At 56.4% G+C, this 26172-nt stretch carries 24 protein-coding genes and 1 other RNA gene; 8 read left to right on the top strand and 17 right to left on the bottom strand.

What is annotated here, in order from left to right; all coding sequences use genetic code 11:
- Window positions 1-4 precede the first annotated feature (4 nt).
- Genes ubiH through ET34_RS0104090 form a run of 3 tightly spaced genes read right to left on the bottom strand, consistent with a single transcriptional unit; the run spans window position 5 to window position 3102 of the window.
- On the bottom strand, window positions 5-1183 hold the full coding sequence (ubiH, locus tag ET34_RS0104100; RefSeq protein WP_031519701.1) for a 2-octaprenyl-6-methoxyphenyl hydroxylase: 1179 nt from the start codon (window positions 1181-1183) through the stop codon (window positions 5-7).
- Window positions 1180-2496 carry a Xaa-Pro aminopeptidase gene (pepP, locus tag ET34_RS0104095; protein ID WP_031519700.1) on the bottom strand — a complete coding sequence of 439 codons (1317 nt, stop codon included), beginning with the start codon at window positions 2494-2496 and terminating at the stop codon, window positions 1180-1182. The genes ubiH and pepP overlap by 4 nt, the downstream gene beginning before the upstream one ends.
- A 27-nt stretch (window positions 2497-2523) precedes the next feature.
- Window positions 2524-3102 carry a YecA/YgfB family protein gene (locus tag ET34_RS0104090; protein WP_031519699.1) on the bottom strand — a complete coding sequence of 193 codons (579 nt, stop codon included), beginning with the start codon at window positions 3100-3102 and terminating at the stop codon, window positions 2524-2526.
- Between the two features lie 163 nt (window positions 3103-3265).
- On the opposite strand from ET34_RS0104090, the gene zapA reads away from it, so the two are divergent.
- From zapA to ET34_RS0104080, 3 genes are all read left to right on the top strand, one after another.
- Window positions 3266-3595, top strand: coding sequence for a cell division protein ZapA (zapA, locus tag ET34_RS0104085; RefSeq protein WP_031519697.1), 330 nt, complete (start codon window positions 3266-3268; stop codon window positions 3593-3595).
- 49 nt (window positions 3596-3644) lie between these two features.
- Window positions 3645-3828: non-coding RNA, 6S RNA (ssrS, locus tag ET34_RS21525), on the top strand.
- A gap of 61 nt (window positions 3829-3889) precedes the next feature.
- Window positions 3890-4486 carry a 5-formyltetrahydrofolate cyclo-ligase gene (locus tag ET34_RS0104080; protein ID WP_031519695.1) on the top strand — a complete coding sequence of 199 codons (597 nt, stop codon included), beginning with the start codon at window positions 3890-3892 and terminating at the stop codon, window positions 4484-4486.
- Window positions 4487-4554: 68 nt separating this feature from the next.
- On the opposite strand, the gene serA is transcribed toward ET34_RS0104080, so the two are convergent.
- Window positions 4555-5793: a phosphoglycerate dehydrogenase gene (serA, locus tag ET34_RS0104075; RefSeq protein WP_031519693.1), complete on the bottom strand. Its 1239-nt coding sequence runs from the start codon at window positions 5791-5793 to the stop codon at window positions 4555-4557.
- A 269-nt stretch (window positions 5794-6062) separates the two neighbouring features.
- Complete coding sequence (gene rpiA / locus ET34_RS0104070) at window positions 6063-6722, bottom strand: ribose-5-phosphate isomerase RpiA (RefSeq protein ID WP_031519691.1); 660 nt, start codon at window positions 6720-6722, stop codon at window positions 6063-6065.
- Window positions 6723-6886: 164 nt separating this feature from the next.
- Between rpiA and argP the strand changes: the two genes are divergently transcribed.
- On the top strand, window positions 6887-7780 hold the full coding sequence (argP, locus tag ET34_RS0104065; protein WP_031519689.1) for a DNA-binding transcriptional regulator ArgP: 894 nt from the start codon (window positions 6887-6889) through the stop codon (window positions 7778-7780).
- Between the two features lie 48 nt (window positions 7781-7828).
- Here argP and ET34_RS0104060 read toward each other — a convergent pair whose 3' ends face one another.
- The 7 genes from ET34_RS0104060 to tkt form a co-directional block, all read right to left on the bottom strand.
- Entirely contained in the window at window positions 7829-8590 is a 762-nt protein-coding gene (locus ET34_RS0104060; protein ID WP_031519687.1) for an oxidative stress defense protein, read from the bottom strand.
- 103 nt (window positions 8591-8693) lie between these two features.
- Entirely contained in the window at window positions 8694-9329 is a 636-nt protein-coding gene (argO, locus tag ET34_RS0104055; protein ID WP_031519685.1) for an arginine exporter ArgO, read from the bottom strand.
- A 141-nt stretch (window positions 9330-9470) separates the two neighbouring features.
- On the bottom strand, window positions 9471-10355 hold the full coding sequence (mscS, locus tag ET34_RS0104050) for a small-conductance mechanosensitive channel MscS (RefSeq protein WP_031519684.1): 885 nt from the start codon (window positions 10353-10355) through the stop codon (window positions 9471-9473).
- A 188-nt stretch (window positions 10356-10543) separates the two neighbouring features.
- Window positions 10544-11623: a class II fructose-bisphosphate aldolase gene (gene fbaA, locus ET34_RS0104045; protein ID WP_031519682.1), complete on the bottom strand. Its 1080-nt coding sequence runs from the start codon at window positions 11621-11623 to the stop codon at window positions 10544-10546.
- Between the two features lie 160 nt (window positions 11624-11783).
- Window positions 11784-12947: a phosphoglycerate kinase gene (gene pgk, locus ET34_RS0104040; RefSeq protein ID WP_031519680.1), complete on the bottom strand. Its 1164-nt coding sequence runs from the start codon at window positions 12945-12947 to the stop codon at window positions 11784-11786.
- Between the two features lie 48 nt (window positions 12948-12995).
- Window positions 12996-14015, bottom strand: coding sequence for an erythrose-4-phosphate dehydrogenase (gene epd / locus ET34_RS0104035; protein WP_031519677.1), 1020 nt, complete (start codon window positions 14013-14015; stop codon window positions 12996-12998).
- Between the two features lie 324 nt (window positions 14016-14339).
- Window positions 14340-16331 carry a transketolase gene (tkt, locus tag ET34_RS0104030; protein WP_031519675.1) on the bottom strand — a complete coding sequence of 664 codons (1992 nt, stop codon included), beginning with the start codon at window positions 16329-16331 and terminating at the stop codon, window positions 14340-14342.
- 278 nt (window positions 16332-16609) lie between these two features.
- On the opposite strand from tkt, the gene loiP reads away from it, so the two are divergent.
- The gene (gene loiP / locus ET34_RS0104025; protein ID WP_031519673.1) at window positions 16610-17383 is read left to right on the top strand and encodes a metalloprotease LoiP; all 774 of its coding nucleotides are present in this window, start codon (window positions 16610-16612) and stop codon (window positions 17381-17383) included.
- Between the two features lie 89 nt (window positions 17384-17472).
- On the opposite strand, the gene speB is transcribed toward loiP, so the two are convergent.
- The 4 genes from speB to ET34_RS23230 all read right to left on the bottom strand — a co-directional run bounded on the left by speB (window position 17473) and on the right by ET34_RS23230 (window position 21029).
- Entirely contained in the window at window positions 17473-18393 is a 921-nt protein-coding gene (gene speB / locus ET34_RS0104020; RefSeq protein WP_031519671.1) for an agmatinase, read from the bottom strand.
- A 219-nt stretch (window positions 18394-18612) separates the two neighbouring features.
- Window positions 18613-20589, bottom strand: a complete 1977-nt coding sequence (gene speA / locus ET34_RS0104010; RefSeq protein WP_072001957.1) for a biosynthetic arginine decarboxylase — start codon at window positions 20587-20589, stop codon at window positions 18613-18615.
- A complete protein-coding gene (yqgB, locus tag ET34_RS23175) occupies window positions 20582-20794 on the bottom strand; it encodes an acid stress response protein YqgB (RefSeq protein WP_152548347.1) in 213 nt (70 codons plus the stop codon). Before yqgB ends, speA begins: the two co-directional genes overlap by 8 nt.
- Before the next feature lie 91 nt (window positions 20795-20885).
- On the bottom strand, window positions 20886-21029 hold the full coding sequence (locus ET34_RS23230; protein WP_426447450.1) for a hypothetical protein: 144 nt from the start codon (window positions 21027-21029) through the stop codon (window positions 20886-20888).
- Between the two features lie 514 nt (window positions 21030-21543).
- Between ET34_RS23230 and metK the strand changes: the two genes are divergently transcribed.
- Window positions 21544-22698, top strand: a complete 1155-nt coding sequence (gene metK, locus ET34_RS0104005) for a methionine adenosyltransferase (protein WP_031519667.1) — start codon at window positions 21544-21546, stop codon at window positions 22696-22698.
- Between the two features lie 402 nt (window positions 22699-23100).
- The gene (locus tag ET34_RS0104000) at window positions 23101-24495 is read left to right on the top strand and encodes a sugar porter family MFS transporter (RefSeq protein ID WP_031519665.1); all 1395 of its coding nucleotides are present in this window, start codon (window positions 23101-23103) and stop codon (window positions 24493-24495) included.
- A 45-nt stretch (window positions 24496-24540) separates the two neighbouring features.
- On the opposite strand, the gene ET34_RS0103995 is transcribed toward ET34_RS0104000, so the two are convergent.
- Window positions 24541-25389 (bottom strand): nucleoside-specific channel-forming protein Tsx, encoded by an 849-nt coding sequence (locus ET34_RS0103995; RefSeq protein ID WP_081826897.1) that lies wholly within the window; start codon window positions 25387-25389, stop codon window positions 24541-24543.
- 269 nt (window positions 25390-25658) lie between these two features.
- On the opposite strand from ET34_RS0103995, the gene ET34_RS0103990 reads away from it, so the two are divergent.
- Entirely contained in the window at window positions 25659-26171 is a 513-nt protein-coding gene (locus ET34_RS0103990; protein ID WP_031519662.1) for a SprT family zinc-dependent metalloprotease, read from the top strand.
- Window position 26172: the final 1 nt, after the last annotated feature.

Raw genomic sequence — 26172 nt, 5'->3', positions numbered from 1 at the left:
CTCCTTAACGTGCGACCCAGCCAAGGGTTCGCTTTGCCAGCGCGTTTCGCGCCGGAGTAAACAGTTCCATCGCCGTCAGACCGATATTGCGGCCTGCCACCAGCGGTGCCCAGCGGTTGGCAAAAAGGTGCACCAGCCCGTCCGTCATGCCGATGGTCGCGGCTTTGTCCGCCTGACGCTGCTGCTGCCAGGCGCTTAATACAGTGTAGCGACCGCAGTCCGGATCGTCGTGTAGCGCGGCGGCCAGACACTCCGCCAGTGAAATCACGTCGCGCAGGCCCAGGTTAAACCCCTGCCCGGCAATCGGATGCAGGCTCTGGGCCGCGTTCCCCACCAGCGCCACGCGATGCGAAATGGGACGGCGTGCGCGGGTGAGCGTCAGCGGATACACGCTGCGGGCGCCCGCATGGACGATGCGCCCCAGTCGCCAGCCGAAGGCACGCTGCAGCTCAAGGCAAAATTGTTCGTCACTCCCGTCGAGGATTGCCTGCTGTTTAGCGCGCGGATGGCACCACACCAGCGAGCAGCGGTTGCCCGACATCGGCAGCAGCGCCAGCGGGCCGTGCTCGGTGAAACGCTCAAACGCCCTTCCCCCATGCGGAATGGCGGTTGTCACATTGGCGATCACCGCCACCTGATCGTACTCGTGCGCTTCATGCACAATGCCGCTCTGGGAACCCAGCGCCGAGCGGGCGCCGTCAGCGGCAACCAGCAGCTGCGCGCTGAGGGTTTCGCCGTTATCCAGCGTGACGCTGACGTGCTGCGGGTCGCGGTCAAACGCCGCCACCCGGGCCGGACAATGCAGCGTGACACCGGGCGCTTTGCGCAGCAGCGCGAACAGGCGCTGGCCGACGTCATGCAGCTCAACCACCTGCCCTAAGGCGTCGATACGGTAATCTTTGGCTTCAAGGGTAACGAAGCCGGCATGGCCGCGATCGCTGACGTGCACGCTATGGATGGGCGTCGCGCGGTCGGCGATCGCCTGCCAGATGCCGGTACGCGCCAGCTGCTGCGTGGTACCGTGCGCCAGCGCGATGGCGCGGGCATCAAATCCGGGGTGGCTTGCCGCGGCAGGATCCCGGGCTTCCACCAGATGCACCGGCAACGTGCCGTTGGTGAGATGCGACAGAGTAAGAGCCAGGGTCGCGCCCGCCATGCCGCCGCCGGCGATAATCACGCTCATGACTGCCGTGCCGCCGCCATCAAGGCTTCAATCTCATCCGCATGTTTCACAACGCTGGCGGTCAGGTTCTCATTACCCGCTTCAGTAATAAGGATGTTGTCTTCGATGCGAATGCCGATCCCGCGGTACTCCGCAGGGACGTCGGCGTCCGGCGCGATATACAGGCCCGGCTCCACGGTGATCACCATGCCCGGCTCCAGCGGACGCGAGCGATCCGCGCCATAAGCACCGACATCATGCACGTCCAGCCCCAGCCAGTGCCCCAGACCATGCATAAAGAACTGGCGATGCGCGTTATCCGCGATGAGCTGTTCAACCTCGCCATGCAGAATGCCAAGCTTCACGAGGCCACGCACCATAATGCGCACCACCTCGCCGGTGACGTCCTGAATAGAAGTGCCGGGGCGGAACAGGGTCAGGGAGGTTTCAAGCGATTCAAGCACGATGTCGTAGACCGCACGCTGCGCCGGAGAGAATTTACCGCTCACCGGGAAGGTGCGGGTGATGTCGCCGGCGTAGCCCTGATATTCGCAGCCGGCATCGATCAGCACCAGGTCGCCGTCGCGCAGCACGCTTTCGTTTTCGGTGTAGTGCAGGATGCAGCCGTTTTCCCCGCTGCCAACGATGGTGTTGTAAGCCGGGTAACGCGCGCCGTGGCGGTTAAACTCGTGGTGGATTTCGCCTTCGAGATGGTATTCGTACATCCCGGCGCGGCATTTTTCCATCGCGCGCGTATGTGCAAGGGCGCTGATCTCTCCGGCGCGGCGCATTACCGCCAGCTCCTCTTCGGATTTGAACAGGCGCAACTCATGCACCCACGGCCGCCAGTCGGTGAGGGTAGCCGGTGCTGCCAGGTTCTGGCGTGAGCCTTTACGCAGCTTGTCCAGCGCGGTGAACACGATGGTGTCGGCATACGGGTATTCACCCTGCGCGTGATACACCACGTCCAGCCCGTTTAACAGCTGATAGAGCTGTTCGTCGATCTCATCGAATGCCAGCGCGCGGTCAACGCCCAGTTTTTCAGGCGCAGCGTCCTGGCCGAGACGACGTCCGAACCAGATTTCAGCATTTTTATCGCGCACGCGGTTAAACAGCACGCTGTGGTTATGGTTGTCATCGCTTTTGATTAGCAGCAGCACGGCTTCCGGCTCATTAAAGCCGGTGAAGTACCAGAAATCACTGCTCTGACGATACGGGTACTCGCTGTCCGCGCTGCGCGGCGCTTCTGGCGCGGCGAAAATCAGTGCGGCGCTTGCCGGAGCCATCTTTGCCAGTAACGCCTGGCGACGTCGACGATATTCCTGGGGTGTCATGACATCTCCTCAAAAGCGATGAAACAATTAGTGTAGCGTGGGTTTCTGCACTTCCGGCGCCGTTGGCGGCTGGCGGTTAAAACGGTCATGGCACAGCAAGGCTGCTACGCGAACGTACTCCACGATCTCTTCGAGCGACATCTCCAGCTCTTCCTGATCTTCATCCTCGTCATAACCAAGCTGAGCAATGTTACGCAGATCGTCGATGGCTTCACCCGCTTCGCCGGTGACCTTATCGAGTTTCGGCTGCGTGACGCCCAGCCCCAGCAGGAAGTGATTCACCCAGCCTGCCAGCGCATCAGCACGGTCAAATACGGTCACCTCGTCGCCATCCGGCAGGTAAAGCTGGAACTGGAAGCCATCATCTTCCAGCGCAATATCCGTGGCGGCGTGCATCTGACGCAGCATCTGTGCCAGGTTTTGCCCGAAAGCCAGCCCTTCGTTGGTCAGATCGTGCAGCAGCGGCTGCCAGGTGCTGTCGTTGTTTCCACCGCACAACATACCGCTGATCAGTCCATGCATTTCCGCAGGTGTTAAGCCGACATCCTGCTGGTTAAGTAACTGGCCAAGTTCCGCGTAGCCAGGTAAATCGGTATTTGTAGACATAGCATTCGTCGTCGTTGGGAGGATAAGATCGTGATATGCTACCACTTTGGACCCTGGTGAACCAGAAAGGGCTTGTGCCATCAAATCAGGGTAGCTATAGTGTCGCCCCTTCGCAGCCCAGCCCGGCGGCGAGCGACGCGCAGTCAAACAGCAGGAAGGTGTCATGTCTGCACAACCAGTCGATATCCAAATTTTTGGCCGTTCTCTGCGGGTGAATTGTCCTCCTGAACAGAGAGATGCGTTAAATCAGGCAGCAGAAGACCTGAATCAGCGGTTGCAAGATCTGAAAGTTCGCACTAGAGTCACAAATACAGAACAACTGGTCTTCATCGCCGCACTTAACGTTTGTTATGAGCTGGCACAAGAAAAGACTAAAACCCGCGATTACGCCTCCAGCATGGAACAGCGTATTCGGATGCTACAGCAGACCATTGAGCAGGCATTGCTTGACCAGGGTCGCATTAGCGAAAGAACGGGTCCAAAGTTCGAATAACGGATAACACTTCAGGGTTCTTTATGTTAGAGTGACCGTGAAGTACAAAATTTCTCTGAGATGTTCGCAAGCGGGCCAGTCCCCTGAGCCGATATTTCAAAAAAACAGAATGTGTTGCTCCACGGTTGGTGAGCATGCTCGGTTCGTCCGAGAAGCCTTAAAACCGTGACGACGCATTCACCTTGAACCACGGGTTCAAGGGTTACAGCCTGCGGCGGCATCTCGGAGATTCCTTCTCTTTTCACCACACGTTTGTTATTGCGCTTCGCGCGACCTTTCAGATAAGCGTATAACATGACGCAACATCCTCTCCCTGCTTCATCCCGACAAGAAATACGCAAACATATCAGGCAATTACGCCGTGCTCTGACCGCTGAACAGCAAACCCATTTTGCCGAACAGGCCGCCGACCGCATGATGGCTTACGCCCCGATGCTACTCGCACATACCGTGGCAGTATTTCTGTCGTTTGATGGCGAACTGGATACCCGCCCGCTGATCGATCGCCTGTGGCGCGCCGGAAAACGGGTTTATCTTCCGGTGCTGCACCCGTTCAGTCCCGGCAATCTGCTGTTTCTGCATTACCATCCCGAAAGTGAGCTGGTGGTCAATCGTCTCAACATCAGCGAGCCTGAGCTCGACGTGCGCGACGTGCTGCCGCTGGAGCGCCTGGACGTGCTGGTGACGCCGCTGGTGGCATTCGATACGCAGGGGCAGCGGCTGGGCATGGGCGGCGGCTTTTACGATCGCACGCTGCAGAACTGGCAGCAGCATGGTTTGCAGCCGGTAGGTTATGCGCATGATTGTCAGCAGGTTGATGCCCTGCCAAGCGAAGAGTGGGATATACCGCTTCCGGCGGTGGTTACGCCTTCGCGCCTCTGGGTGTGGTAATCAAAAAAAGCCCCCGCATCGCGAGGGCTTTTCTGTTTTCAGCGCGTATAAATGTGAAACAAAACTAATCAATACAGCAGGCGTGCACGGATAGTGCCCGGAATAGCCTTCATGCTCTGCAGCGCTTTTTGCGCTACGTCCTCTTCGGCATCAATATCAATGACTACATAACCCATCTGCGGCGTGGTCTGCAGGAACTGGGCTGCGATGTTGACGCCCTGCTCGGCGAAAATCTGGTTGATGGCTGTCAACACGCCCGGACGGTTTTCGTGGATGTGCAGCAGTCGGCTCACGGTCCCACCGTGCAGCGGAAGGGATACTTCCGGGAAATTCACCGCTGAAAGCGTAGAACCGTTGTCGGAGTACTTCGCCAGCTTGCCGGATACTTCAATGCCGATATTCTCCTGCGCTTCCTGAGTCGAACCGCCGATATGCGGCGTCAGGATCACGTTGTCGAACTCAATCAGCGGCGAGGTGAACGGATCGCTGTTGGTGGCCGGCTCTTCCGGGAAGACGTCAATGGCTGCGCCCGCAAGGTGTCGGGTGCGCAGCGCATCGCACAGCGCAGGGATATCCACCACGGTGCCGCGTGCGGCATTAATCAGCAGCGATCCCGGCTTCATCAGCGCCAGCTCTTCGGCACCGATCATATCTTTGGTAGAGGCATTTTCCGGCACGTGGAGACTCACCACGTCGCTCATGTTCAGCAGGTCGGAAAGATGCTGCACCTGGGTCGCGTTCCCGAGCGGCAGCTTGCTTTCGATGTCGTAGAAGAAGACATGCATACCGAGGGATTCCGCCAGAATACCCAGCTGGGTGCCGATATGCCCATAGCCGATGATGCCAAGCTTCTTACCGCGCGCCTCAAAAGAACCGGTGGCCAGCTTGTTCCAGATGCCGCGGTGCGCTTTGGCGTTCGCTTCCGGAATGCCGCGCAGCAGCAGCAGCAGTTCACCGATCACCAGTTCTGCGACCGAGCGGGTGTTGGAGAACGGGGCATTAAATACCGGAATACCACGGATCGCGGCGGCGGTAAGATCGACCTGATTCGTGCCGATGCAGAAGCACCCCACCGCCACCAGCTTTTCAGCCGCGGCGAAAATTTCTTCAGTCAGATGGGTACGGGATCGGATACCGATGAAATGCGCATCGCGGATCGACGCTTTCAGCGCCTCGCTGTCCAGCGCGCCTTTATGAAACTCGATGTTGGTGTAACCCGCGGCGCGCAGGTTATCGATTGCTTTCTGGTGCACGCCTTCCACCAGCAGGAACTTAATTTTGCTTTTATCCAGCGATACTTTTGCCATTTCCCGACCCTGTTTGTCTGTACTGATAATGTGCTGAGCTTGTAACCAGCTTTGTTTCAACATATCAAAAAAAACTATTGCAGCAATATGAACGTTTGCGCGGGCCGCGTGAGGAAACGTCATGCAGCGCAGCTCAGTAGCACAAAACACTGGTCCGAAGAAACTAAACGGAATGAATTTGAGAAAGGGAGGCAAGGTGTGACAGATGTCACCAAATTAAGCGATAACGAATTTTTTTACTGGGGGAGCGCCGCAGCGCTCCCTTCAGATCATTTTACGATGGTTTTTACACCGTCTGCGCTGCCGATAAGCGCGATGTCTGCACCACGGTTGGCGAACAGCCCGACGGTTACCACGCCCGGCAGACCGTTGATCGCATTCTCCAGCGCGATCGGGTCGAGGATTTCCAGACCGTGCACATCAAGAATGATATTGCCGTTGTCGGTGACCACGCCCTGACGGTACTCCGGACGACCGCCCAGCTTCACCAGCTCACGAGCTACCGCGCTGCGCGCCATCGGGATAACTTCAACCGGTAGCGGGAAACTGCCGAGGATTGCCACCTGCTTGGAGGCATCCGCGATGCAGATAAACTTATCGGCGACGGAGGCGATGATTTTCTCACGGGTCAGCGCCGCGCCGCCGCCTTTGATCATCTGCATCTGCTCATTGATTTCGTCGGCACCATCGACATAAATGCCCAGCGAATCAACGTTGTTCAGATCGAACACCGGAATACCGAGGCTTTTGAGTTTTTCGGTAGAGGCATCCGAGCTGGAAACCGCGCCCTCAATCTGGTGACGCACGGTACCCAGCGCATCAATAAAATGTGCCGCGGTGGAGCCGGTGCCGACACCAACGATAGTACCTGGCTGCACGTACTGGAGCGCCGCCCAGCCAACGGCTTTTTTCAATTCATCCTGGGTCATGGTTTGTTATGCCTGTGGTGAGAAAACTGCCGCGGATTATACCCCCATCCGCAGGGACATTCCCGCCTGGAATCGCCGCAGTGTGATTTGACCGAAAGGGTCTGTATCAAAGGCAAATTTATGTCATAGTGCGGGGCATAATAAAATCAGGAGTGCGCAGAGCAATGAAACGCCCGGATTACAGAACATTACAGGCGCTGGATGCGGTTATCCGCGAGCGTGGATTTGAACGCGCGGCCCAGAAGCTGTGTATTACGCAGTCCGCGGTCTCTCAGCGCATCAAACAGCTGGAAAACATGTTTGGTCAGCCGCTGCTGGTGCGTACCGTGCCGCCACGTCCGACCGAGCAGGGTCAGAAACTGCTGGCGCTGTTGCGTCAGGTCGAGCTGCTGGAAGAGGAGTGGCTGGGCGACGAACAGACGGGTTCCACGCCGCTGCTGCTGTCGCTGGCGGTCAACGCCGACAGTCTGGCGACCTGGCTGCTGCCGGCGCTGGCCCCGGTGCTGGCCGATTCCCCTATTCGCCTCAATCTGCAGGTTGAAGACGAAACCCGCACCCAGGAGCGGCTGCGTCGCGGAGAAGTGGTGGGTGCGGTGAGTATTCAGTCTCAGGCGCTGCCAAGCTGCCTCGTGGACCAGCTCGGCGCGCTCGACTACCTGTTTGTCGGCTCTAAAGCCTTTGCCGATCGCTACTTCCCGAACGGCGTTACCCGCTCGGCCCTGCTGAAAGCGCCAGCCGTCGCCTTCGACCACTTAGACGACATGCACCAGGCGTTTTTACAGCAGAACTTTGACCTGTCGCCGGGCAGCGTGCCCTGCCACATCGTTAACTCGTCTGAAGCCTTTGTGCAGCTCGCCCGCCAGGGCACTACCTGCTGTATGATCCCGCATCTGCAGATCGAAAAAGAGCTGGCCAGCGGCGAGCTTATCGACCTGACGCCGGGCCTGTTCCAGCGCCGGATGCTTTACTGGCATCGGTTTGCGCCGGAAAGCCGCATGATGCGCAACGTCACCGATGCCCTGCTCAGCCACGGCCATCGGGTTTTGCGTCAGGACTAATAACAAAAAAGCCCCGCCAGACTGCGCGGGGCTTTTTTTATCCGGCAATTACTGCGCCGGCGTGGTTGCAGGCGTGGCCGGGGTTGCGGCAGTGTTGCCGCTCTGGCCTGGCTGCAGCTCAAACACCACATCCACCTGATCGTCAAACTGAATCGTCGGCTGCTCGTAGCTCTCCTGGGCAGAAGCCGGTGCGGCGTCGGCTTTCATCATGCGCACCATCGGCTGCGGCTGATAGTTGGAGACGTGATAGCGCACGCTGTAGACGTTGCCCAGCTTGCTGTTAAAGCCGGAAGCCAGCTGCTCAGCCTGGTGCATCGCGTCCTTAATTGCCGCTTTACGCGCCTCATCCTTGTAGGTTTCCGGCTTCGCGACGCCCAGCGAGACGGAGCGGATTTCGTTCAGGCCTGCTTTCAGCGCGCCATCCAGCAACGCATTCAGCTTATCCAGCTCACGCAGGGTAACTTCAACGGTGCGCACCGCGCGGTAACCTTTGAGAATGCTTTTCCCGTCCTGATAGTCGTAGTCAGGCTGGGTACGCAGGTTGGCCGAGGCGATGTCTTTCTTCTCGACGTTATTTTTTTGCAGGAAGGTCAGGTATTGCGCAACGCGGTCATCCGCCTGCTTTTTCGCGGACGCGGCATCTTTCGCTGCCACGTTCACTTCGATGGTCAGGGTCGCGATATCCGGTACGGCATCAACGCTTGCTGTGCCGGTAGTAACAATATGCGGGCCGTTTGGCAGTTCGTTTGCCAGCGCCGGGAAGGTGCTCAATCCAATCACGGCCGCGAGGGCCATCATCTTAAACTTCACTGTTATTTCTCCTTGCTGTGTGCCGGGAAATGCAGCTCGTCGCAACAGACGAGCCTCTGCGCAGAGAGTAAATCCTGCGCAGGTTAAGTCTATCGGATTAAGATTAGTTAATTAACGCCGAAAGGTGTGAGAAACCGTCCTGCGCAAGCTTAATGGCGATGACCCACATTACGATGCCGACCAGACCGTTGATGATGCGCTGCGCCGTGACGGTGCGCAAACGCGGGGCAAGCCAGGCGGCGAGCAGCGCCAGACCGAAGAACCACAACACCGACGCGCTGATGGTGCCGAGGGCAAACCAGCGCTTTGGCTCCTCCGCCATCTGTCCGCCCAGACTGCCCAGCACCACGAAGGTGTCCAGATAGACGTGCGGGTTGAGCCAGGTCACCGCCAGCATGGTAGCAATCAGCCGCAGCCGCCCCTGCTTCAGGGTTGCAGCATTCTCCATTTCAATATCCCGACTGAACGCGGTACGCAGCGCTCCCCAGCCATACCACAGCAGAAACGCCACCCCACCCCAGGTGACCGCCGTTAACAGCAGTGGCGACTGCATCAGCAGCGCGCTGCCGCCAAAAATACCGGCGCTGATGAGCAGGATATCGCTGAACGCGCACAGCGCCGCGATCATCAGATGATACTGACGACGAATCCCCTGGTTTAATACAAAAGCATTTTGCGGCCCCAGCGGAAGGATCATCGCGGCCCCTAAGGCAAGCCCTTGAAAATAATATGCAATCACAGCCAATACTCTGAATAAGGAAAACTGGAGCAGACTATAACGCCGTAAGGTTATTAGCGGAAATTGATAATTTTAATCATTAATCAGTATTGCTAATAATAAGAGTTATAAAAAAGCCGACGCGATGTCGGCTCTGCGTAATTAATGGTTAACCGGCGTATGTTCGGCGTCGTCCTGCGGTGCCTTAACGCGTTTAAAATTAACGTCCATCTGCGGATACGGGATGCTGATACCGTTGGCGTCGAATGCCTTCTTAATGCGCTCCAGTACGTCCCAGTAAACTGCCTGTAAATCACTACTGTTGCTCCAGACGCGGATCACAAAGTTTACCGAAGAGGCGCCCAGTTCGTTCAGACGCACCGTCATTTCACGATCTTTAAGAATGCGTTCGTCAGACTCGATAATTTCGGTCAGGATCTGCTTCACCTGATCGATATCTGCTTCGTAAGACACCCCGATAATAAATTCGTTGCGGCGCACCTGCTCGCGCGAAAAGTTGATGATGTTGTTGGCGATAATTTTCCCGTTCGGGATCACCACGATACGTGCGTCCACGGTGCGTAAAGTGGTGGAGAAGATCTGCACATTAAGCACCGTACCGGCTACGCCGCCAAGATCGACATACTCACCGGCACGGAACGGGCGGAAGGTGACCAGCAGCACGCCGGCAGCCAGGTTTGAGAGCGAGCCCTGCAGCGCCAGACCGATGGCCAGACCGGCGGCACCCAGCACGGCGATCACGGACGCTGTCTGCACGCCGACGCGACCCAGGGCGGCAATCAGCGTAAAAGCGATGATACCGTAGCGCACCAGTGCCGACAGGAAGTCTGCGACCGTAGCATCAATGTGCCGTGCACGCATCACACGGTTAACGCCGTTAGCCACGGCCCGGGCGATAATCATCCCGATGATGATGATGGCGATGGCGGCCACGATGTTAACCGCGTAGCTCAGCAGCAGCGCCTGATTCCTCACCAGCCAACCACCGGCGTTATTGATGCTGTCTACCACGTTCAAATCATCCATTTACTGTTCCTTCAAACTGGCCCTTGTGGGCAAAAAATATCCGCGCCAGGCGCGGTATGTGCAGGTATTTAAAGGGTAAACAAAAAGCGTGGAGTTTGCCAAACCAATGGCGGGATTAGCTGTTACAGAGCGTGAGCAAATAAAAAAGGCCCGCGAATGCGGGCCTTAACGTCAGGACAGAAAGCAGATTACAGTACGTCTACCGCGTTCAGCTCTTTGAATGCCTGCTCCAGACGAACCACCATGCTGGCCTGCGCGGCACGCAGCCATACGCGCGGATCGTAGTACTTCTTGTTCGGCTGGTCTTCGCCTTTCGGGTTGCCCAGCTGAGCCTGCAGGTAAGCTTCGTTCTCTTTGTAGTACTTCAGAATACCTTCCCAGGTTGCCCACTGGGTGTCGGTATCGATGTTCATTTTGATCACGCCGTAGCTTACGGAGTCTTTGATTTCCTGCGCAGAAGAACCGGAACCGCCGTGGAACACGAAGTTCAGGCTGTTGTGCGGCAGGTTGTGTTTCTTAGAAACGTATTCCTGAGAATCACGCAGGATGGTCGGGGTCAGTTTTACGTTACCCGGCTTGTAAACGCCGTGTACGTTACCGAAGGACGCCGCGATGGTGAAACGCGGGCTGATAGCGTTCAGTTTGGTGTACGCGTAATCAACGTCTTCCGGCTGGGTGTAAAGTGCAGACGCGTCCATATGGCTGTTGTCCACGCCGTCTTCTTCACCACCGGTGCAACCCAGTTCGATTTCCAGGGTCATGCCCATTTTGGACATACGCTCCAGGTACTTAGAGCAGATCTCGATGTTCTCTTCCAGAGACTCTTCAGACAGGTCGATCATGTGGGAAGAGAACAGCGGCTTACCGGTTGCAGCGAAGTGCTTCTCGCCCGCGTCCAGCAGACCATCGATCCACGGCAGCAGTTTCTTGGCGCAGTGGTCAGTATGCAGAATAACCGGAACACCGTAGTGTTCAGCCATCTGGTGAACGTGATGCGCACCGGAGATAGCGCCCAGGATTGCAGCACCCTGAGGAACGTCAGTTTTAATGCCTTTACCGGCGATGAACGCCGCGCCACCGTTAGAGAACTGTACGATAACCGGCGCTTTTACTTTCGCTGCGGTTTCCAGAACGGCGTTGATGGAGTCAGTGCCCACGCAGTTAACTGCCGGCAGTGCGAAATTGTTTTCTTTAGCTACCTGGAATACTTTCTGAACGTCATCACCAGTGATCACGCCAGGTTTTACGAAATCAAAAATTTTAGACATATTCGTTGTCCTGTATCTTCGGCCGTTATACCCGTTGTGTTTCGTGTTGAAGCCGCATCAATGTCGCGCTGTAACGAGCGTCGCTGGTGTGCCTGCAATCCGAAACCCATAGGGTGGAAAAGGTGTAAACATCAGGCGAGTCGCCTCGCCTGATGAAGGATTACTGCTTAGCGCGCTCTTCGAGCATCGCAACCGCCGGCAGAACTTTGCCTTCCACAAATTCGAGGAACGCGCCGCCACCGGTGGAGATGTAGGAGATCTTGTCCTGAATGCCGAACAGATCGATTGCGGCCAGCGTGTCGCCGCCGCCAGCGATAGAGAAGGCTTCGCTGTCTGCGATAGCGCGGGCAACGATTTCGGTGCCTTTACGGAAGTTCGGGAATTCGAACACGCCAACCGGGCCGTTCCAGAGAATGGTTTTGGCATTCTTCAGGATTTCAGCCAGTTTCTCAGCGGACACATCGCCCATATCCAGAATCTGCTCTTCATCTTTAATTTCGGAGACAGATTTCAGGGTTGCCGTCGCGGTTTCAGAGAACTCGGTTGCAACACGCACGTCGGTCGGCACCGGGATATCACAGGTAGTCAACAGGCGCTTCGCTTCTTCAACCAGATCCGCTTCGTACAGGGATTTACCCACGTTGTGGCCCTGAGCCGCCACGAAGGTGTTGGCGATGCCGCCGCCGACGATCAGCTGGTCAGCGATTTTGGACAGGGAGTCCAGCACGGTCAGTTTAGTGGAAACTTTAGAACCGCCCACGATGGCAACCATCGGACGTGCCGGCTCTTTCAGCGCTTTACCCAGCGCGTCCAGCTCTTCTGCCAGCAGCGGGCCTGCACAGGCGATATCTGCAAATTTGCCCACGCCGTGAGTAGATGCCTGAGCGCGGTGCGCGGTGCCGAACGCGTCCATTACGAATACGTCGCACAGCGCGGCATATTTTTTAGACAGGGTTTCGTCGTCTTTCTTTTCGCCTTTGTTGAAGCGAACGTTTTCCAGCACAACCAGTTCACCTTCTGCGACTTCAACGCCGTCGAGGTAATCTTTTGCCAGACGAACCGGGCTGGAGATTTTGTCTTTCAAATAGTTAACTACCGGCAACAGAGAGAATTCTTCGTTGTATTCACCTTCGGTCGGACGGCCGAGGTGGGACGTTACCATCACTTTCGCACCCTGTTTCAGGGCCAGCTCGATGGTCGGCAGCGAGGCGCGGATACGAGCGTCAGACGTTACTTTTCCATCTTTAACCGGCACGTTCAGATCAGCACGGATCAGAACGCGTTTACCAGCCAGATCCAGATCGGTCATCTTAATTACAGACATGGTGAATCCTCTCGTTGATTCTAAAGTTTTGCAGACGCAACCCGCGTCCTACCTGAAACCTTGAGCGGCCATTGCTAACGTTGTGTCGAGCATACGATTCGCAAAGCCCCATTCGTTATCGCACCAGACTAGCGTTTTAATCAGGTGCGCTCCACTAACCCGCGTCTGCGTGCCGTCCACAATGGCACTGTGCGGATCGTGGTTAAAATCTGTTGAGACCAACGGTAATTCCGTATAGTCAACTATACCATGAAATGTATCCAGCGCCGCTTTTTGCAGCAACTGGTTGACATCACTGGCTTTTACTGAATTCTTCACGGTGACGCTCAGGTCAATCGCCGTCACGTTAATGGTGGGTACGCGCACCGCAATTGCTTCAAATCGGTCATTAAATTTCGGAAAAATACGAGTTATACCCGCTGCAAGACGGGTATCGACCGGAATAATCGACTGGCTCGCGGCGCGGGTACGACGAAGATCCGGGTGCCAGGAGTCGATAACCTGCTGATCGTTCATGGCAGAATGGATGGTAGTTACCGTACCTGAGTCAATGCCGAACGCATCGTCGAGCAGTTTGATAATGGGGATGATGCAGTTGGTGGTACAGGAAGCGTTAGAGACGATGCGATGTTCTGGCCGCAGTTCGTCGTGGTTCACACCATATACCACCGTGGCATCAAGATCGTTGCCGCCCGGATGTGAAAACAGCACCTTCTTCGCGCCAGCTTCAGAATGCGCCACCCCATCGGCGCGGCTACCGTAGACGCCGGTACAATCGAGCACCACGTCAACACCAAGTTCACGCCACGGCAGGTTTTCGATCTCAGGTTCGTGAAGCAAACGAATGATATCGTCGCCAATCCACAGCTGCTCGCGCTCCTGGCGTACATCCCAGGCGAAACGTCCGTGAGTGGTGTCATATTTCAACAAGTGCGCCATGCCCGCAGCATCTGCCAGCTCATTGATTGCCACCACGGTGATCTCCGCCCGTCGTCCGGTCTCGTACAGAGCCCGAACCACGTTACGTCCGATGCGACCGAAGCCATTTATCGCCACGCGTATCGTCATATTACTCCTGCAAGATGTACCCATTTCGCCAGTGGCAAACAGAGTAATGCAGCCTCTGGCGGAGGGAAACCTCGCCCGTCACAAACTCTCGCTGTCCGGTCAGTTATCGAACAAATGTTCAACTGAAACGCTTCAGCTAGCATAAGCGAAGCGTGGAATAAAAGAAACGTTGCCACCGCCTGATGAGCGCAGCTTCATGACGCAGGTCACATTTTTACTGGAATAATTGCAGGAAATTACACGGGAAAGATGAATAAAAAAGCAAGGCAGGAAAGAACCGGATAAAAAAACGGGCCGCCTGAGCGACCCGTTTCAGTGACGTGATTAGAGCAGCGCTTTCGCCTTGCTCACCACGTTATCGACGGTGAAACCAAATTCTTCGAACAGCAGCTCAGCCGGTGCAGACTCACCGAAGGTGGTCATGCCAACGATAGCGCCATTCAGGCCGGTGTACTTAAACCAGTAATCGGCGATGCCGGCTTCGATAGCCACGCGTGCGCTGACGGCTTTCGGCAGTACGGCCTCGCGGTAAGCGGCATCCTGCTTGTCGAATGCATCGGTAGACGGCATGGAAACCACGCGCGACTTGATGCCTTCGGCAGCGAGTTTGTCCCAGGCAGCCACTGCCAGCTCAACTTCAGAACCGGTAGCGATGAAGATCACCTGCGGCTGACCGTCGCAATCTTTCAGGATGTACGCGCCGCGCGCGATATCCGCCAGTTGCTGCTCGGTACGATCCTGCTGCGCCAGGTTCTGGCGAGAGAAGATCAGCGCTGTTGGGCCATCGTGACGCTCGACCGCGTATTTCCACGCCACTGCAGATTCAACCTGGTCACACGGACGCCATGTGCTCATGTTCGGGGTTACGCGCAGCGCGGCAAGTTGTTCTACCGGCTGGTGCGTCGGGCCATCTTCACCCAGACCGATAGAGTCGTGGGTATAGACCATCACCTGACGCTGCTTCATCAGCGCAGCCATACGCACCGCGTTACGGGCATATTCCACGAACATCAGGAAGGTAGAAGTGTACGGCAGGAAACCGCCGTGCAGTGCAATACCGTTGGCGATAGCGGTCATACCGAATTCACGCACGCCGTAGTGGATGTAGTTCCCGGCCGCGTCTTCGTTGATGGCTTTCGAACCAGACCAGATAGTCAGGTTGGAAGGTGCCAGGTCCGCAGATCCGCCGAGGAACTCCGGCAGCAGCTTGCCAAACGCTTCGATCGCGTTCTGAGAGGCTTTACGGCTGGCGATTTTCGCCGGGTTTGCCTGCAGATTCGTAATGAACGCCTGCGCTTTCTCCGCGAACTCCGCCGGCATTTCACCCTTCATACGACGGGTGAATTCCGCGGCTTCCTGCGGGAAGGCTTTGGCGTAGGCAGCGAATTTCTCATTCCACGCGGCTTCTTTCGCCTGGCCTGCTTCTTTCGCATCCCACTGCGCATAGATGTCCTGCGGGATCACGAACGGTTCGTGTTTCCAGCCCAGCTGTTCACGCGTAGCGGCAACTTCCGCCTCGCCCAGCGGCGCGCCGTGAGAGTCGTGGGTGCCCGCTTTGTTCGGGGATCCGAAGCCGATGATGGTTTTGCACATCAGCAGGGACGGCTTATCGGAAACGGACTTCGCTTCTTCAATGGCGCGTTTGATGGCGTCGGCATCGTGACCGTCTACGCCACGCACCACGTGCCAGCCGTAGGCTTCGAAACGTTTTGCGGTGTCGTCAGTGAACCAGCCTTCAATGTGACCGTCGATGGAGATGCCGTTGTCGTCGTAGAACGCCACCAGCTTGCCGAGGCCCAGGGTACCGGCCAGAGAGCACACTTCATGGGAGATGCCCTCCATCATGCAGCCATCGCCGAGGAAGGTGTAGGTGTGGTGGTCGACAATCTCATGACCCGGACGGTTGAACTGCGCCGCCATTGTGCGTTCCGCAATCGCCATGCCCACCGCATTAGCGATGCCCTGACCCAGCGGCCCGGTGGTGGTTTCAACACCCGCGGTGTAACCCACTTCCGGGTGACCCGGCGTTTTCGAATGCAGCTGACGGAAGTTTTTCAGCTCTTCAATCGGCAGATCGTAACCGGTGAGGTGCAGCAGGCTGTAAATCAGCATTGAGCCGTGGCCGTTAGAAAGTACAAAACGGTCGCGGTCAGCCCAGGACGGGTTCTGCGGGTTGTGGTTCAGAAAATCACGCCACAGAACTTCGGCGATGTCTGCCATGCCCATCGGGGCACCCGGGTGACCGGATTTAGCTTTCTGTACGGCGTCCATGCTGAGCGCACGAATAGCATTGGCAAGCTCTTTACGAGAGGACATTTTGACTCCAGATCGGATAGTTGAAGGCCACGTCTGATTATCGACTTGACGACTACGCGTTATGGGCTACGCCCGAAAAAAAGTGCCATCAATGTAACCCAAGCGGCAAGTCATGTACATGGAGCATCCTTGCGCCGCGTAAGAAATCTCTGGATCGTGCTCGCAGGTTGCGCAAGTCTCTCGCCTGCGGCTCGTTATCTTCTTTATACTTAGCCCCACGCGCGGCTCAGTCGGCTGCAAAATGTTATTGTCGTCAATTAATTGCGGAAGCTACCTCCATGAAAATGCGTGCCATTTTACTCAGCCTCGGTACGGCTGCCCTGCTGACAGGCTGTCAGAATATGGACTCCAACGGCCTGCTCTCCTCTGGCGCGGAAGCTTATCAGGCTTATTCGCTCAGCGATGCGCAGGTAAAAACCCTGAGCGATGAAGCCTGTAAAGAGCAGGACAGCAAGGCGACACTTGCGCCGGCCAGCAGCAACTACACGCAGCGGCTGAATAAAATTGCCGCCGCGCTGGGCGACAACATCAATGGCCAGCCGGTGAACTACAAGGTGTACGTGACCAAAGACGTCAACGCCTTCGCCATGGCAAACGGCTGTATACGCGTCTATTCCGGGCTGATGGACATGATGACCGACAACGAAGTGGAAGCGGTTATCGGCCACGAAATGGGCCACGTTGCGCTCGGCCACGTGAAGCGCGGCATGCAGGTTGCGCTTGGCACCAACGCCATTCGCGTAGCGGCAGCCTCTGCGGGCGGCGTGCTGGGTAACCTTTCCCAGTCACAGCTTGGTGAACTCGGCGAGAAACTGGTGAACGCGCAGTTCTCCCAGCGTCAGGAAGCCGAAGCGGATGACTATTCCTACGATCTGTTGCGCAAGCGCAACATCAATCCGTCAGGTCTGGTGACCAGCTTCGAGAAACTGGCGAAGCAGGAAGCGGGTCGTCAAAGCTCAATGTTTGACGATCACCCGGCGTCAGACGCGCGCGCCCAGCACATTCGCGAGCGCATGAAAGCCGACGGGCTGACGCCGCCAGCGGCGCAGTAATTCGCAAAAAAAGAAGGCTCCCGCGGGAGCCTTCTTTATTACGTGGTGGAGCAGAAGTGCGCTATCGCCCTCTTCTCTCTCACCCGCGTTTATTCGCCTTTCTTCGCCGCCTGGATGTACAGCATTTCCAGCGCCAGCGTCGCCGCCGCCAGGGCGGTGATTTCAGACTGGTCATAAGCCGGCGCGACTTCTACCAGATCCATACCAACGATGTTGAGATCCTTCAGGCCGCGCACCAGCTTCAGCGCCCGATCGGAGGTCAGGCCACCGATAACCGGCGTACCAGTACCCGGTGCAAATGCCGGATCCAGGCAGTCGATATCGAAGGTCAGATACACCGGCATATCGCCAACAATCTGTTTAACCTGGGCCAGGATGTCATCCACGGTGCGGTCGTTAACCTGCGCCGCATCCAGCACGGTGAAGCCATTGTCTTTATCGAACTCGGTACGAATACCGATCTGCACCGAATGGTTCGGATCGATCAGGCCTTCTTTCGGCGCGGTGTAGAACATGGTGCCGTGGTCAAACTCGCAGCCGTTGGAATAGGTGTCGGTGTGGGCATCAAAGTGCACCAGCGCCATCTTACCAAAGTGCTTCGCGTGGGCGCGCAGCAGCGGCAGCGTAACGAAGTGGTCGCCGCCGAAGGAGAGCATGCGCTTCCCGGACGCCAGCAGTTTTTCCGCGTGGGCCTGCAGCCTTTCGCTCATTTCACGCGCGTCGCCGAAGCTGTACACCAGATCGCCGCAGTCCACCACGTTCAGGCGTTTGCGCATGTCGAAATCCCACGGGAAGCGGTTGCCTTCCCATGCGAGGTTGGTAGACACCTGGCGAATCGCCGCCGGACCGTGACGGCCACCGGCGCGACCGGAGGTCGCCATATCAAACGGAACGCCGGTGATGACCCAGTCAGCGTCAGATTCGTACGGCTGGAAATTCAGTGGCAAACGCAAAAAACCGAAGGCGTTAGATACCAGGGAGTTATCGTACTGATGGCCTAAGGTGCTCATGAGCGAAACCTCTCGTCAGAAAAAGATGTAAAAAAAATCCCCTCCGCGTCGTTGGCCCGACGAGGAAGGGATTGATTCGTGTACAGCATGTTGGCGCGAATTATCGCCGTATTTTCAGCCGGGTTCAAGCCTGTAATAGTCATGTTCAGCACTACAGAACCTGCCCGGCATGGGGCGGCATTTGCGGCATTACGCTCCGCAAACATCGCCCTTCAGTCCTTACTCATCTTCCAGATAGGTGTAGCCGTACAGACCGGCTTCGAACTCTTCGAGGAACTGCTGCTGCAGCGCTTCGTCGAGATCGGTCTGCTTCACCTGATCGCGGAAGTGGGTCAGCAGCGTGTTCGGGTCGAGCTGCACGTACTGGAGCATATCCGCGACGGTATCCCCTTCGTCCGACAACTCCACTTCCACGTTGCCGTCCGGGAAGACAAACACGTCCACCGCTTCGGTATCACCGAACAGGTTGTGCATGTTGCCGAGGATCTCCTGATAGGCACCTACCATGAAGAAGCCCAGCGGCGGCGGATTCTGCGGATCGAAGTCCGGCATCGGCATGGTAGTAGCAATGCCGTCACCGTCTACGTAGTGATCGATAGCCCCGTCGGAGTCACAGGTGATGTCGAGCAGCACGGCGCGACGTTTTGGTGCCTGGTCCAGACCTTCCAGCGGCAGTACCGGGAACAGCTGATCGATGCCCCACGCGTCCGGCATGGACTGGAACAGCGAGAAGTTCACGTAGACTTTATCCGCCATGCGCTCCTGCAGCTCGTCGATGATCGGACGGTGCGCGCGGTTGCTTGGGTCAAGCTGCTTCTGCACCTCGTGGCACATGCCAAGATAGAGCTGCTCGGCCCAGGCGCGCTCCTGCAGGCTGAACGTGCCGGAAGAGTAGCCGATATGCACGTCGTGCAGGTCCATCTGGCTGTCGTGCAGCCATTCGCGCAGCGAGCGGCGGTTGCCCGGCTCGTGCATCTCCTGCCAGGTTTCCCACATGCTCTGCAGCGCGCGCGCTGCATCTTCCGCAGGCGCTTCCGGCTGGGTGAATTCGTTACGCTCCACGCCGATGATATTCGAGACCAGTACGGTATGGTGCGCGGTGACAGCGCGGCCGGACTCGGTGATCACGGTCGGATGCGGCAGGCCGTTCTCTTCACAGGCATCGCCGATAGCCCAGATAATGTTATTCGCGTACTCGTTCAGGCCGTAGTTCACCGAGCAGTCGGACTGGGAGCGCGTGCCTTCATAGTCCACGCCCAGACCGCCGCCGACGTCGAAGCATTCGATATTGACGCCGAGCTTGTGCAGCTCAACGTAGAAACGCGCCGATTCACGCACGCCGGTGGCGATATCGCGAATGTTCGCCATCTGCGAGCCGAGGTGGAAGTGCAGCAGTTGCAGGCTGTCGAGACGGCCCGCTTCACGCAGCGTCTCAACCAGCTGCAGCACCTGCACCGCCGCCAGGCCGAACTTGGATTTTTCGCCGCCGGAGGACTGCCATTTGCCGGAGCCCTGGGATGCCAGACGCGCACGCACGCCGAGGCGCGGGATCACGTTCAGGCGCTCGGCCTCTTCCAGCACGATGTCGATTTCAGTCATCTTTTCGATAACCAGATAGACCTTATGGCCCATCTTCTCGCCGATCAGCGCCAGACGGATGTACTCGCGGTCTTTATAGCCGTTACAGACGATCACCGAGCGGGTCATACCGGCGTGAGCCAGTACCGCCATCAGCTCGGCTTTCGAGCCGGCTTCCAGCCCCAGCGGTTCGCCAGAGTGGATAAGGGATTCAATCACGCGGCGATGCTGGTTGACCTTGATCGGGTAGACCAGGAAATAGTCGCCGTTATAACCGTAGGACTCGCGCGCGCGTTTGAACGCGGCGTTAATCGAGCGCAAACGGTGTTGCAGGATCTGCGGGAAGCAGAAAAGCGCGGGCAGGCGCTGCCCCTGCGCTTCACGCGCCTTAACCAGTTTGGCAAGGTCGACGCGGGCGTGGGGAACGTCCGGGTCCGGGCAGACGGTAATGTGCCCTAACTCGTTGACGTCATAGTAGTTATTGCCCCACCAGGCAATATTGTACGTGCGCAGCATCTGGCTGGCTTCCTGGGAGCTCATCGCAACCTCCTGCATGGAACGTAGTACACCCTGTTCGCCCGCTGACGAAGGCGAAGAAGAAGAAATGTCGTCAGACATAGCGAACCTCAATTGTTGTCGAAAGTGTAGACCCTTTGGATTTCAGACTGCCGTGCGCTGACCGCGCATCCGCACCCTGAAAGACGACGGGTGTAAAACAGTTGACTACTATCGCAGCCCAAAGTTGCGATAACAACCCATAAACAGTCCGACTTTCCAGCACATAGCGCTGAAACCCCGACTGAGCGACCGGTTTCTGATTCATATCATTGTAAAACACGTATCCGAACCCTGTATGACGGGACGGCGAAACCACGAGAAAACTCTTGCGGTGCAAGAGCGCCCTTGTTCAGTCCTCACTGAGCCAGACCGGCCCTGGGATCCTGAGAAGCGCCGAGATGGGTATAACATCGGCAGGTGTGCAAAACAGAGATGCTGATTACGGGGGACAAACGCGCGCCAGAACGGTGCGGCAGAGTATGCGGAACAGTGTGGTTCATTATCTGGTATCACCTCCACGCCAGCCGTTTCATGACCAGCGACAAGCCAAAGCTATCAGTCGTTTAACCCGGCGGGAAGTGGCAACAGGACGAACTCGTTAATCACCGTTGCGTACCTTATTTCGCGTCCGTGATAAGAGCGTTATCAGCAGACGACGGGTACAAGCCGCGCGCGCCGTTTTATACCGGGAACAGGGGTAAAATGCAAAATATAATTGGGCAACTTACCGGGGATGTCAGGAAATACGTTTGGCTGCCGATAAAGGAAGTGTGCACTACATCAAAAACTGCTGGAAATGGGGTTAAGAATTAACCTAGAATAGCCGTCCAGATGTTAATCCATCTAAATACCTGACGGATGTCAGGCTACTGCCTCGTGGCACCGTAGCCTGATCCGCGTAGTTATGCTGATTAACACTTAACGGCTGCGTCTTAACCTGCACGCCAGAGGGATGTCGTTCAGACATCCCCATAAACCGTTGAGCTTACCGATTTATCCAGGGTGACAGAGAACATGGCAAAACACCTTTTTACCTCCGAGTCCGTATCCGAAGGGCATCCCGACAAAATCGCTGACCAGATTTCCGATGCGGTGCTGGATGCGATCCTTGAGCAGGACCCGAAAGCGCGCGTGGCGTGCGAAACCTACGTCAAAACCGGTATGGTGCTGGTTGGCGGCGAAATTACTACCAGCGCATGGGTTGATATCGAAGAGATCACCCGTAACACCGTGCGTGAGATTGGTTATGTTCATTCCGATATGGGCTTTGACGCCAACTCCTGCGCAGTCCTGAGCGCGATTGGCAAACAGTCTCCGGACATCAACCAGGGCGTTGACCGCAGCGATCCGCTTGAGCAGGGCGCGGGCGACCAGGGTCTGATGTTTGGTTATGCGACCAACGAAACCGACGTGCTGATGCCGGCCCCGGTAACCTACGCACACCGTCTGGTGCAGCGTCAGGCTGAAGTGCGCAAGAATGGCGCGCTGCCGTGGCTGCGTCCGGATGCGAAAAGCCAGGTAACCTTCCAGTACGACAACGGCAACATCGTCGGTATCGACGCTGTCGTACTCTCCACCCAGCATTCCGAAGAGATCGCCCAGAAAGATCTGCAGGAAGCGGTGATGGAAGAGATCATCAAGCCGGTGCTGCCGACCGAGTGGCTGAACGAGTCCACCAAATACTTCATCAACCCGACTGGCCGTTTTGTTATCGGTGGCCCGATGGGCGACTGCGGTCTGACCGGCCGTAAGATCATCGTTGACACCTACGGCGGCATGGCGCGTCACGGTGGCGGCGCGTTCTCCGGTAAGGACCCGTCTAAAGTTGACCGTTCTGCGGCTTACGCGGCGCGTTACGTGGCGAAAAACATCGTTGCTGCGGGTCTTGCCGACCGCTGCGAAATTCAGGTCTCCTACGCCATCGGCGTCGCAGAACCGACCTCAATCATGGTAGAAACCTTCGGTACCGAGAAAATCGCCACCGAACAGCTGACCCTGCTGGTGCGTGAGTTCTTCGATCTGCGTCCGTACGGCCTGATTCAGATGCTGGATCTGCTGCACCCAATCTACAAAGAAACCGCAGCCTACGGTCACTTTGGTCGCGACCACTTCCCGTGGGAAAAAACCGACAAAGCCCAGCTGCTGCGTGATGCTGCCGGCCTGAAATAAGCCGCCGTTCGCACAGCAAAAAAGGTCAGCCGCGCGCTGGCCTTTTTCTTTTTTTAGCCCCCGCCGCCCTTTTTTCTCCTCATGGCTATACTTCCCTTCACGTTCTGACCGCGTTTATTTGAAAGCGATTACATTTGATTTAATTAGCTATTTTCCATTTTATTAACGGACACTCGCGATAAACACCGCTTTTTGTTACATCCCCGTTCGGTATAGTCTGATTTTGTAACACTCCGCTTCGCTTCCTGTATAATAAGCAGCTGTATTACAAGCGTATTTCAGGATTTTGGAAAACATACACAGTGTAACCGATTACACCTATGTGATTAACTTCACATAACTTTACGCTGCGCTAACCTACCCTTTACACCGACATAAGTGATAACCCAACTGGAGGGCACAATGCCTGACAATAAAAAACAGGGGCGTTCTAACAAGAGCATGACGTTCTTTGTCTGTTTTCTCGCAGCCCTGGCGGGACTGTTATTTGGCCTGGATATTGGCGTCATTGCCGGCGCATTACCCTTCATTACTGAAGATTTTCAGATCACACCGCACCAGCAGGAGTGGGTGGTCAGTTCAATGATGTTCGGCGCCGCCGTTGGTGCCGTCGGCAGCGGCTGGCTCTCTTCACGTCTTGGACGTAAGTACAGCCTGATGATTGGCGCGGTGCTGTTCGTTATCGGCTCTCTCTGCTCTGCCGCTGCGCCGAACGTCGAAGTGCTGATTATCTCCCGCGTGCTGCTCGGCCTGGCTGTAGGTATCGCCTCCTACACCGCGCCGCTCTATCTCTCTGAGATCGCGCCGGAGAAAATCCGCGGCAGTATGATCTCCATGTATCAGCTGATGATCACCATCGGTATTCTGGGTGCCTACCTGTCCGATACCGCGTTCAGCTACAGCGGTGCATGGCGCTGGATGCTGGGTATCATCACGATTCCGGCTCTGCTGCTGCTCATCGGCGTGTTCTTCCTGCCGGACAGCCCGCGCTGGTTCGCTGCAAAACGTCGCTTCCACGACGCAGAGCGCGTGCTGCTGAAGCTGCGTGATTCCAGCGCTGAAGCTAAACGCGAGCTGGAAGAGATCCGTGAAAGCCTGAAGGTAAAACAGAGCGGCTGGGCGCTGTTCAAAGAGAACAGCAACTTCCGTCGTGCGGTGTTCCTCGGCGTGCTGCTGCAGGTGATGCAGCAGTTTACCGGGATGAACGTCATCATGTATTACGCGCCGAAAATCTTTGAACTGGCGGGTTACAGCAACACCACCGAGCAGATGTGGGGTACGGTTATCGTGGGTCTGACTAACGTGCTGGCAACCTTCATCGCTATCGGCCTGGTAGACCGCTGGGGCCGTAAGCCGACGCTGATTCTGGGCTTCATCGTGATGGCTTCCGGTATGGGTATTCTGGGCACCATGATGCACATCGGCATTCACTCCGCCACCGCCCAGTACTTCGCGGTCGCCATGCTGCTGATGTTTATCATTGGTTTTGCGATGAGCGCCGGTCCGCTGATTTGGGTACTGTGCTCTGAGATCCAGCCGCTGAAAGGCCGCGATTTTGGTATTACGCTCTCCACCGCGACCAACTGGATTGCCAACATGATCGTCGGTGCTACCTTCCTGACCATGCTCAACACGCTGGGTAATGCCAACACCTTCTGGGTGTATGCTGGCCTGAACCTGTTCTTTATCGTGTTGACTCTGTGGCTGGTGCCGGAAACCAAGCATATCTCGCTGGAGCACATCGAACGCAACCTGATGAAGGGGCGTCGCCTGCGCGATATCGGTTCTCGCGATTAACGTTAACAAGGGATGCTCAGGCATCCCTTTTTTTATCCGCGCAGCTTAAAACGCATACCCCACCGTAAAGTATCCGGCCCATCCGGTCGCATGAACGCTAAACTCCCCGTCACCGAAATTGAGCGTCGCATTATTTTTCCACTGGCCACCATTATGGAAATAGCGCGCCGTTACGGCCGTTTTCCAGTGCGTCCAGTTGAGGGCCAGAATATGGGACGACGCGATGGAATCATTGGTGCGTGCACTATCCCTGTCACCTAATTCCGAGCCAAAATCAAAATTGGTGAAGCCAATATAGGAAAACTGCGCGCCCCACAGGGTGCCGATGGGAATGCCATATTTAACTTTCACCCGATACCCATCCCACTCATTCTCATTGGCGGCGGCATAGTTTTGCCATTGGTATTTGGCATACACGTTTAGCGCCAGCGTCATCGGCAACCCGGTAGCGATATCGGTGCCTAACCCCATGTACCAGGTGCTTTGCCTGGAGGCCTGGTTATCCCCCATGTCATAAACGTAGTCGTTCGCAATATACCACTCTTTAAACGGGCCGAACGCCAGCAAGGTGCCGGTGAGTTTATCAATAGAAAAACGCGGTTCAATTTCCAGGAACAGCGGCGAGCCGTCATCCCACGCCCCGTGGTCCGGGGTATTGCCAACGCCGAAGAATTTAGGAATATCGACGTAGCCGTAAAAATCAAACCACTCCTTTTTACCAAATGCGGTGTATTCCGGATACAGATCGTTAGTTAATATCGGGCCGAAGCGGGTATGGTAGCGGCCAATAACGTTCAGGCTCTGGTGCCACCAGTCAGAAAGGTACTCATCCGCTATCGCCGCAGGCGAGCTCCCTGAAATAATTAATGCCAAAAGCCATCCTCTTATTTTCATAAATATCCCTTAACGTTTCCTGTTAATTACAATCACAGATATTTTGCGCCCACCCATTTAATTAAACAGCCCTGATATTTACTGTGACTTTTCACGCAAAATATTAATAGCCACCCCGCCTCATTAATTACATGAACGCCTACAATGTTAATGAATATTATTAGTCCAGGGTTTAAAAAGAACGATCCTGATTAATTATCGGCAGCGCACAAATCGCTACTAATAACGGAGATTGTCAATATGCGCACGAGACGTTATTCTCCCTCGCTATGAAAACGCCTCGTCTTCCCATCGCGCTTCAGCAGGCCGTTATGCGCAGCCTGCGCGAAAAGCTCGCCCTCGCCAATCAGCATCTGGGGCGCAACTATCCTGAACCCAGCGTGGTTTATCAGCAGCGCGGCACCGCTGCGGGCACCGCCTGGCTGGAACCCTATGAGATTCGCCTTAACCCGGTGCTGATGCTGGAAAATCAGCAGGCGTTTGTTGAGGAAGTGGTACCGCACGAGCTGGCGCACCTGCTGGTGTGGAAGCATTTTGGCCGCGTGGCCCCGCATGGCAAAGAGTGGAAGTGGATGATGGAGAGCGTGCTCGGCGTGCCTGCGCAGCGCACTCATCGTTTCGAAGTGGCGTCAGTACGCGCGAATACCTTCCCCTACCACTGCGGCTGCCAGCTGCACCAGCTGACCATCCGTCGCCATAATCGCGTGCTGCGCGGCGAAACCGAATACCGCTGCACCCAGTGCGGCAACCGTCTTACCCCCCATTCCGACGAGGCGTCATAAC

Origin of the sequence: Siccibacter colletis (genome assembly GCF_000696575.1) — a bacterium.
Classification (GTDB): Bacteria; Pseudomonadota; Gammaproteobacteria; order Enterobacterales; family Enterobacteriaceae; genus Siccibacter; species Siccibacter colletis.
This window is presented reverse-complemented; position numbering and strand designations above follow the sequence as displayed.

Bases quoted from the DNA above. Each gene is read 5' to 3' on its own strand.
- ubiH (WP_031519701.1), bottom strand. From the start codon at position 1,183: ATGAGCGTGATTATCGCCGGCGGCGGCATGGCGGGCGCGACCCTGGCT.
- pepP (WP_031519700.1), bottom strand. From the start codon at position 2,496: ATGACACCCCAGGAATATCGTCGACGTCGCCAGGCGTTACTGGCAAAG.
- ET34_RS0104090 (WP_031519699.1), bottom strand. From the start codon at position 3,102: ATGTCTACAAATACCGATTTACCTGGCTACGCGGAACTTGGCCAGTTA.
- zapA (WP_031519697.1), top strand. From the start codon at position 3,266: ATGTCTGCACAACCAGTCGATATCCAAATTTTTGGCCGTTCTCTGCGG.
- ET34_RS0104080 (WP_031519695.1), top strand. From the start codon at position 3,890: ATGACGCAACATCCTCTCCCTGCTTCATCCCGACAAGAAATACGCAAA.
- serA (WP_031519693.1), bottom strand. From the start codon at position 5,793: ATGGCAAAAGTATCGCTGGATAAAAGCAAAATTAAGTTCCTGCTGGTG.
- rpiA (WP_031519691.1), bottom strand. From the start codon at position 6,722: ATGACCCAGGATGAATTGAAAAAAGCCGTTGGCTGGGCGGCGCTCCAG.
- argP (WP_031519689.1), top strand. From the start codon at position 6,887: ATGAAACGCCCGGATTACAGAACATTACAGGCGCTGGATGCGGTTATC.
- mscS (WP_031519684.1), bottom strand. From the start codon at position 10,355: ATGGATGATTTGAACGTGGTAGACAGCATCAATAACGCCGGTGGTTGG.
- fbaA (WP_031519682.1), bottom strand. From the start codon at position 11,623: ATGTCTAAAATTTTTGATTTCGTAAAACCTGGCGTGATCACTGGTGAT.
- pgk (WP_031519680.1), bottom strand. From the start codon at position 12,947: ATGTCTGTAATTAAGATGACCGATCTGGATCTGGCTGGTAAACGCGTT.
- epd (WP_031519677.1), bottom strand. From the start codon at position 14,015: ATGACGATACGCGTGGCGATAAATGGCTTCGGTCGCATCGGACGTAAC.
- tkt (WP_031519675.1), bottom strand. From the start codon at position 16,331: ATGTCCTCTCGTAAAGAGCTTGCCAATGCTATTCGTGCGCTCAGCATG.
- loiP (WP_031519673.1), top strand. From the start codon at position 16,610: ATGAAAATGCGTGCCATTTTACTCAGCCTCGGTACGGCTGCCCTGCTG.
- speB (WP_031519671.1), bottom strand. From the start codon at position 18,393: ATGAGCACCTTAGGCCATCAGTACGATAACTCCCTGGTATCTAACGCC.
- speA (WP_072001957.1), bottom strand. From the start codon at position 20,589: ATGTCTGACGACATTTCTTCTTCTTCGCCTTCGTCAGCGGGCGAACAG.
- yqgB (WP_152548347.1), bottom strand. From the start codon at position 20,794: ATGAATCAGAAACCGGTCGCTCAGTCGGGGTTTCAGCGCTATGTGCTG.
- ET34_RS23230 (WP_426447450.1), bottom strand. From the start codon at position 21,029: ATGAACCACACTGTTCCGCATACTCTGCCGCACCGTTCTGGCGCGCGT.
- metK (WP_031519667.1), top strand. From the start codon at position 21,544: ATGGCAAAACACCTTTTTACCTCCGAGTCCGTATCCGAAGGGCATCCC.
- ET34_RS0104000 (WP_031519665.1), top strand. From the start codon at position 23,101: ATGCCTGACAATAAAAAACAGGGGCGTTCTAACAAGAGCATGACGTTC.
- ET34_RS0103995 (WP_081826897.1), bottom strand. From the start codon at position 25,389: ATGAAAATAAGAGGATGGCTTTTGGCATTAATTATTTCAGGGAGCTCG.
- ET34_RS0103990 (WP_031519662.1), top strand. From the start codon at position 25,659: ATGAAAACGCCTCGTCTTCCCATCGCGCTTCAGCAGGCCGTTATGCGC.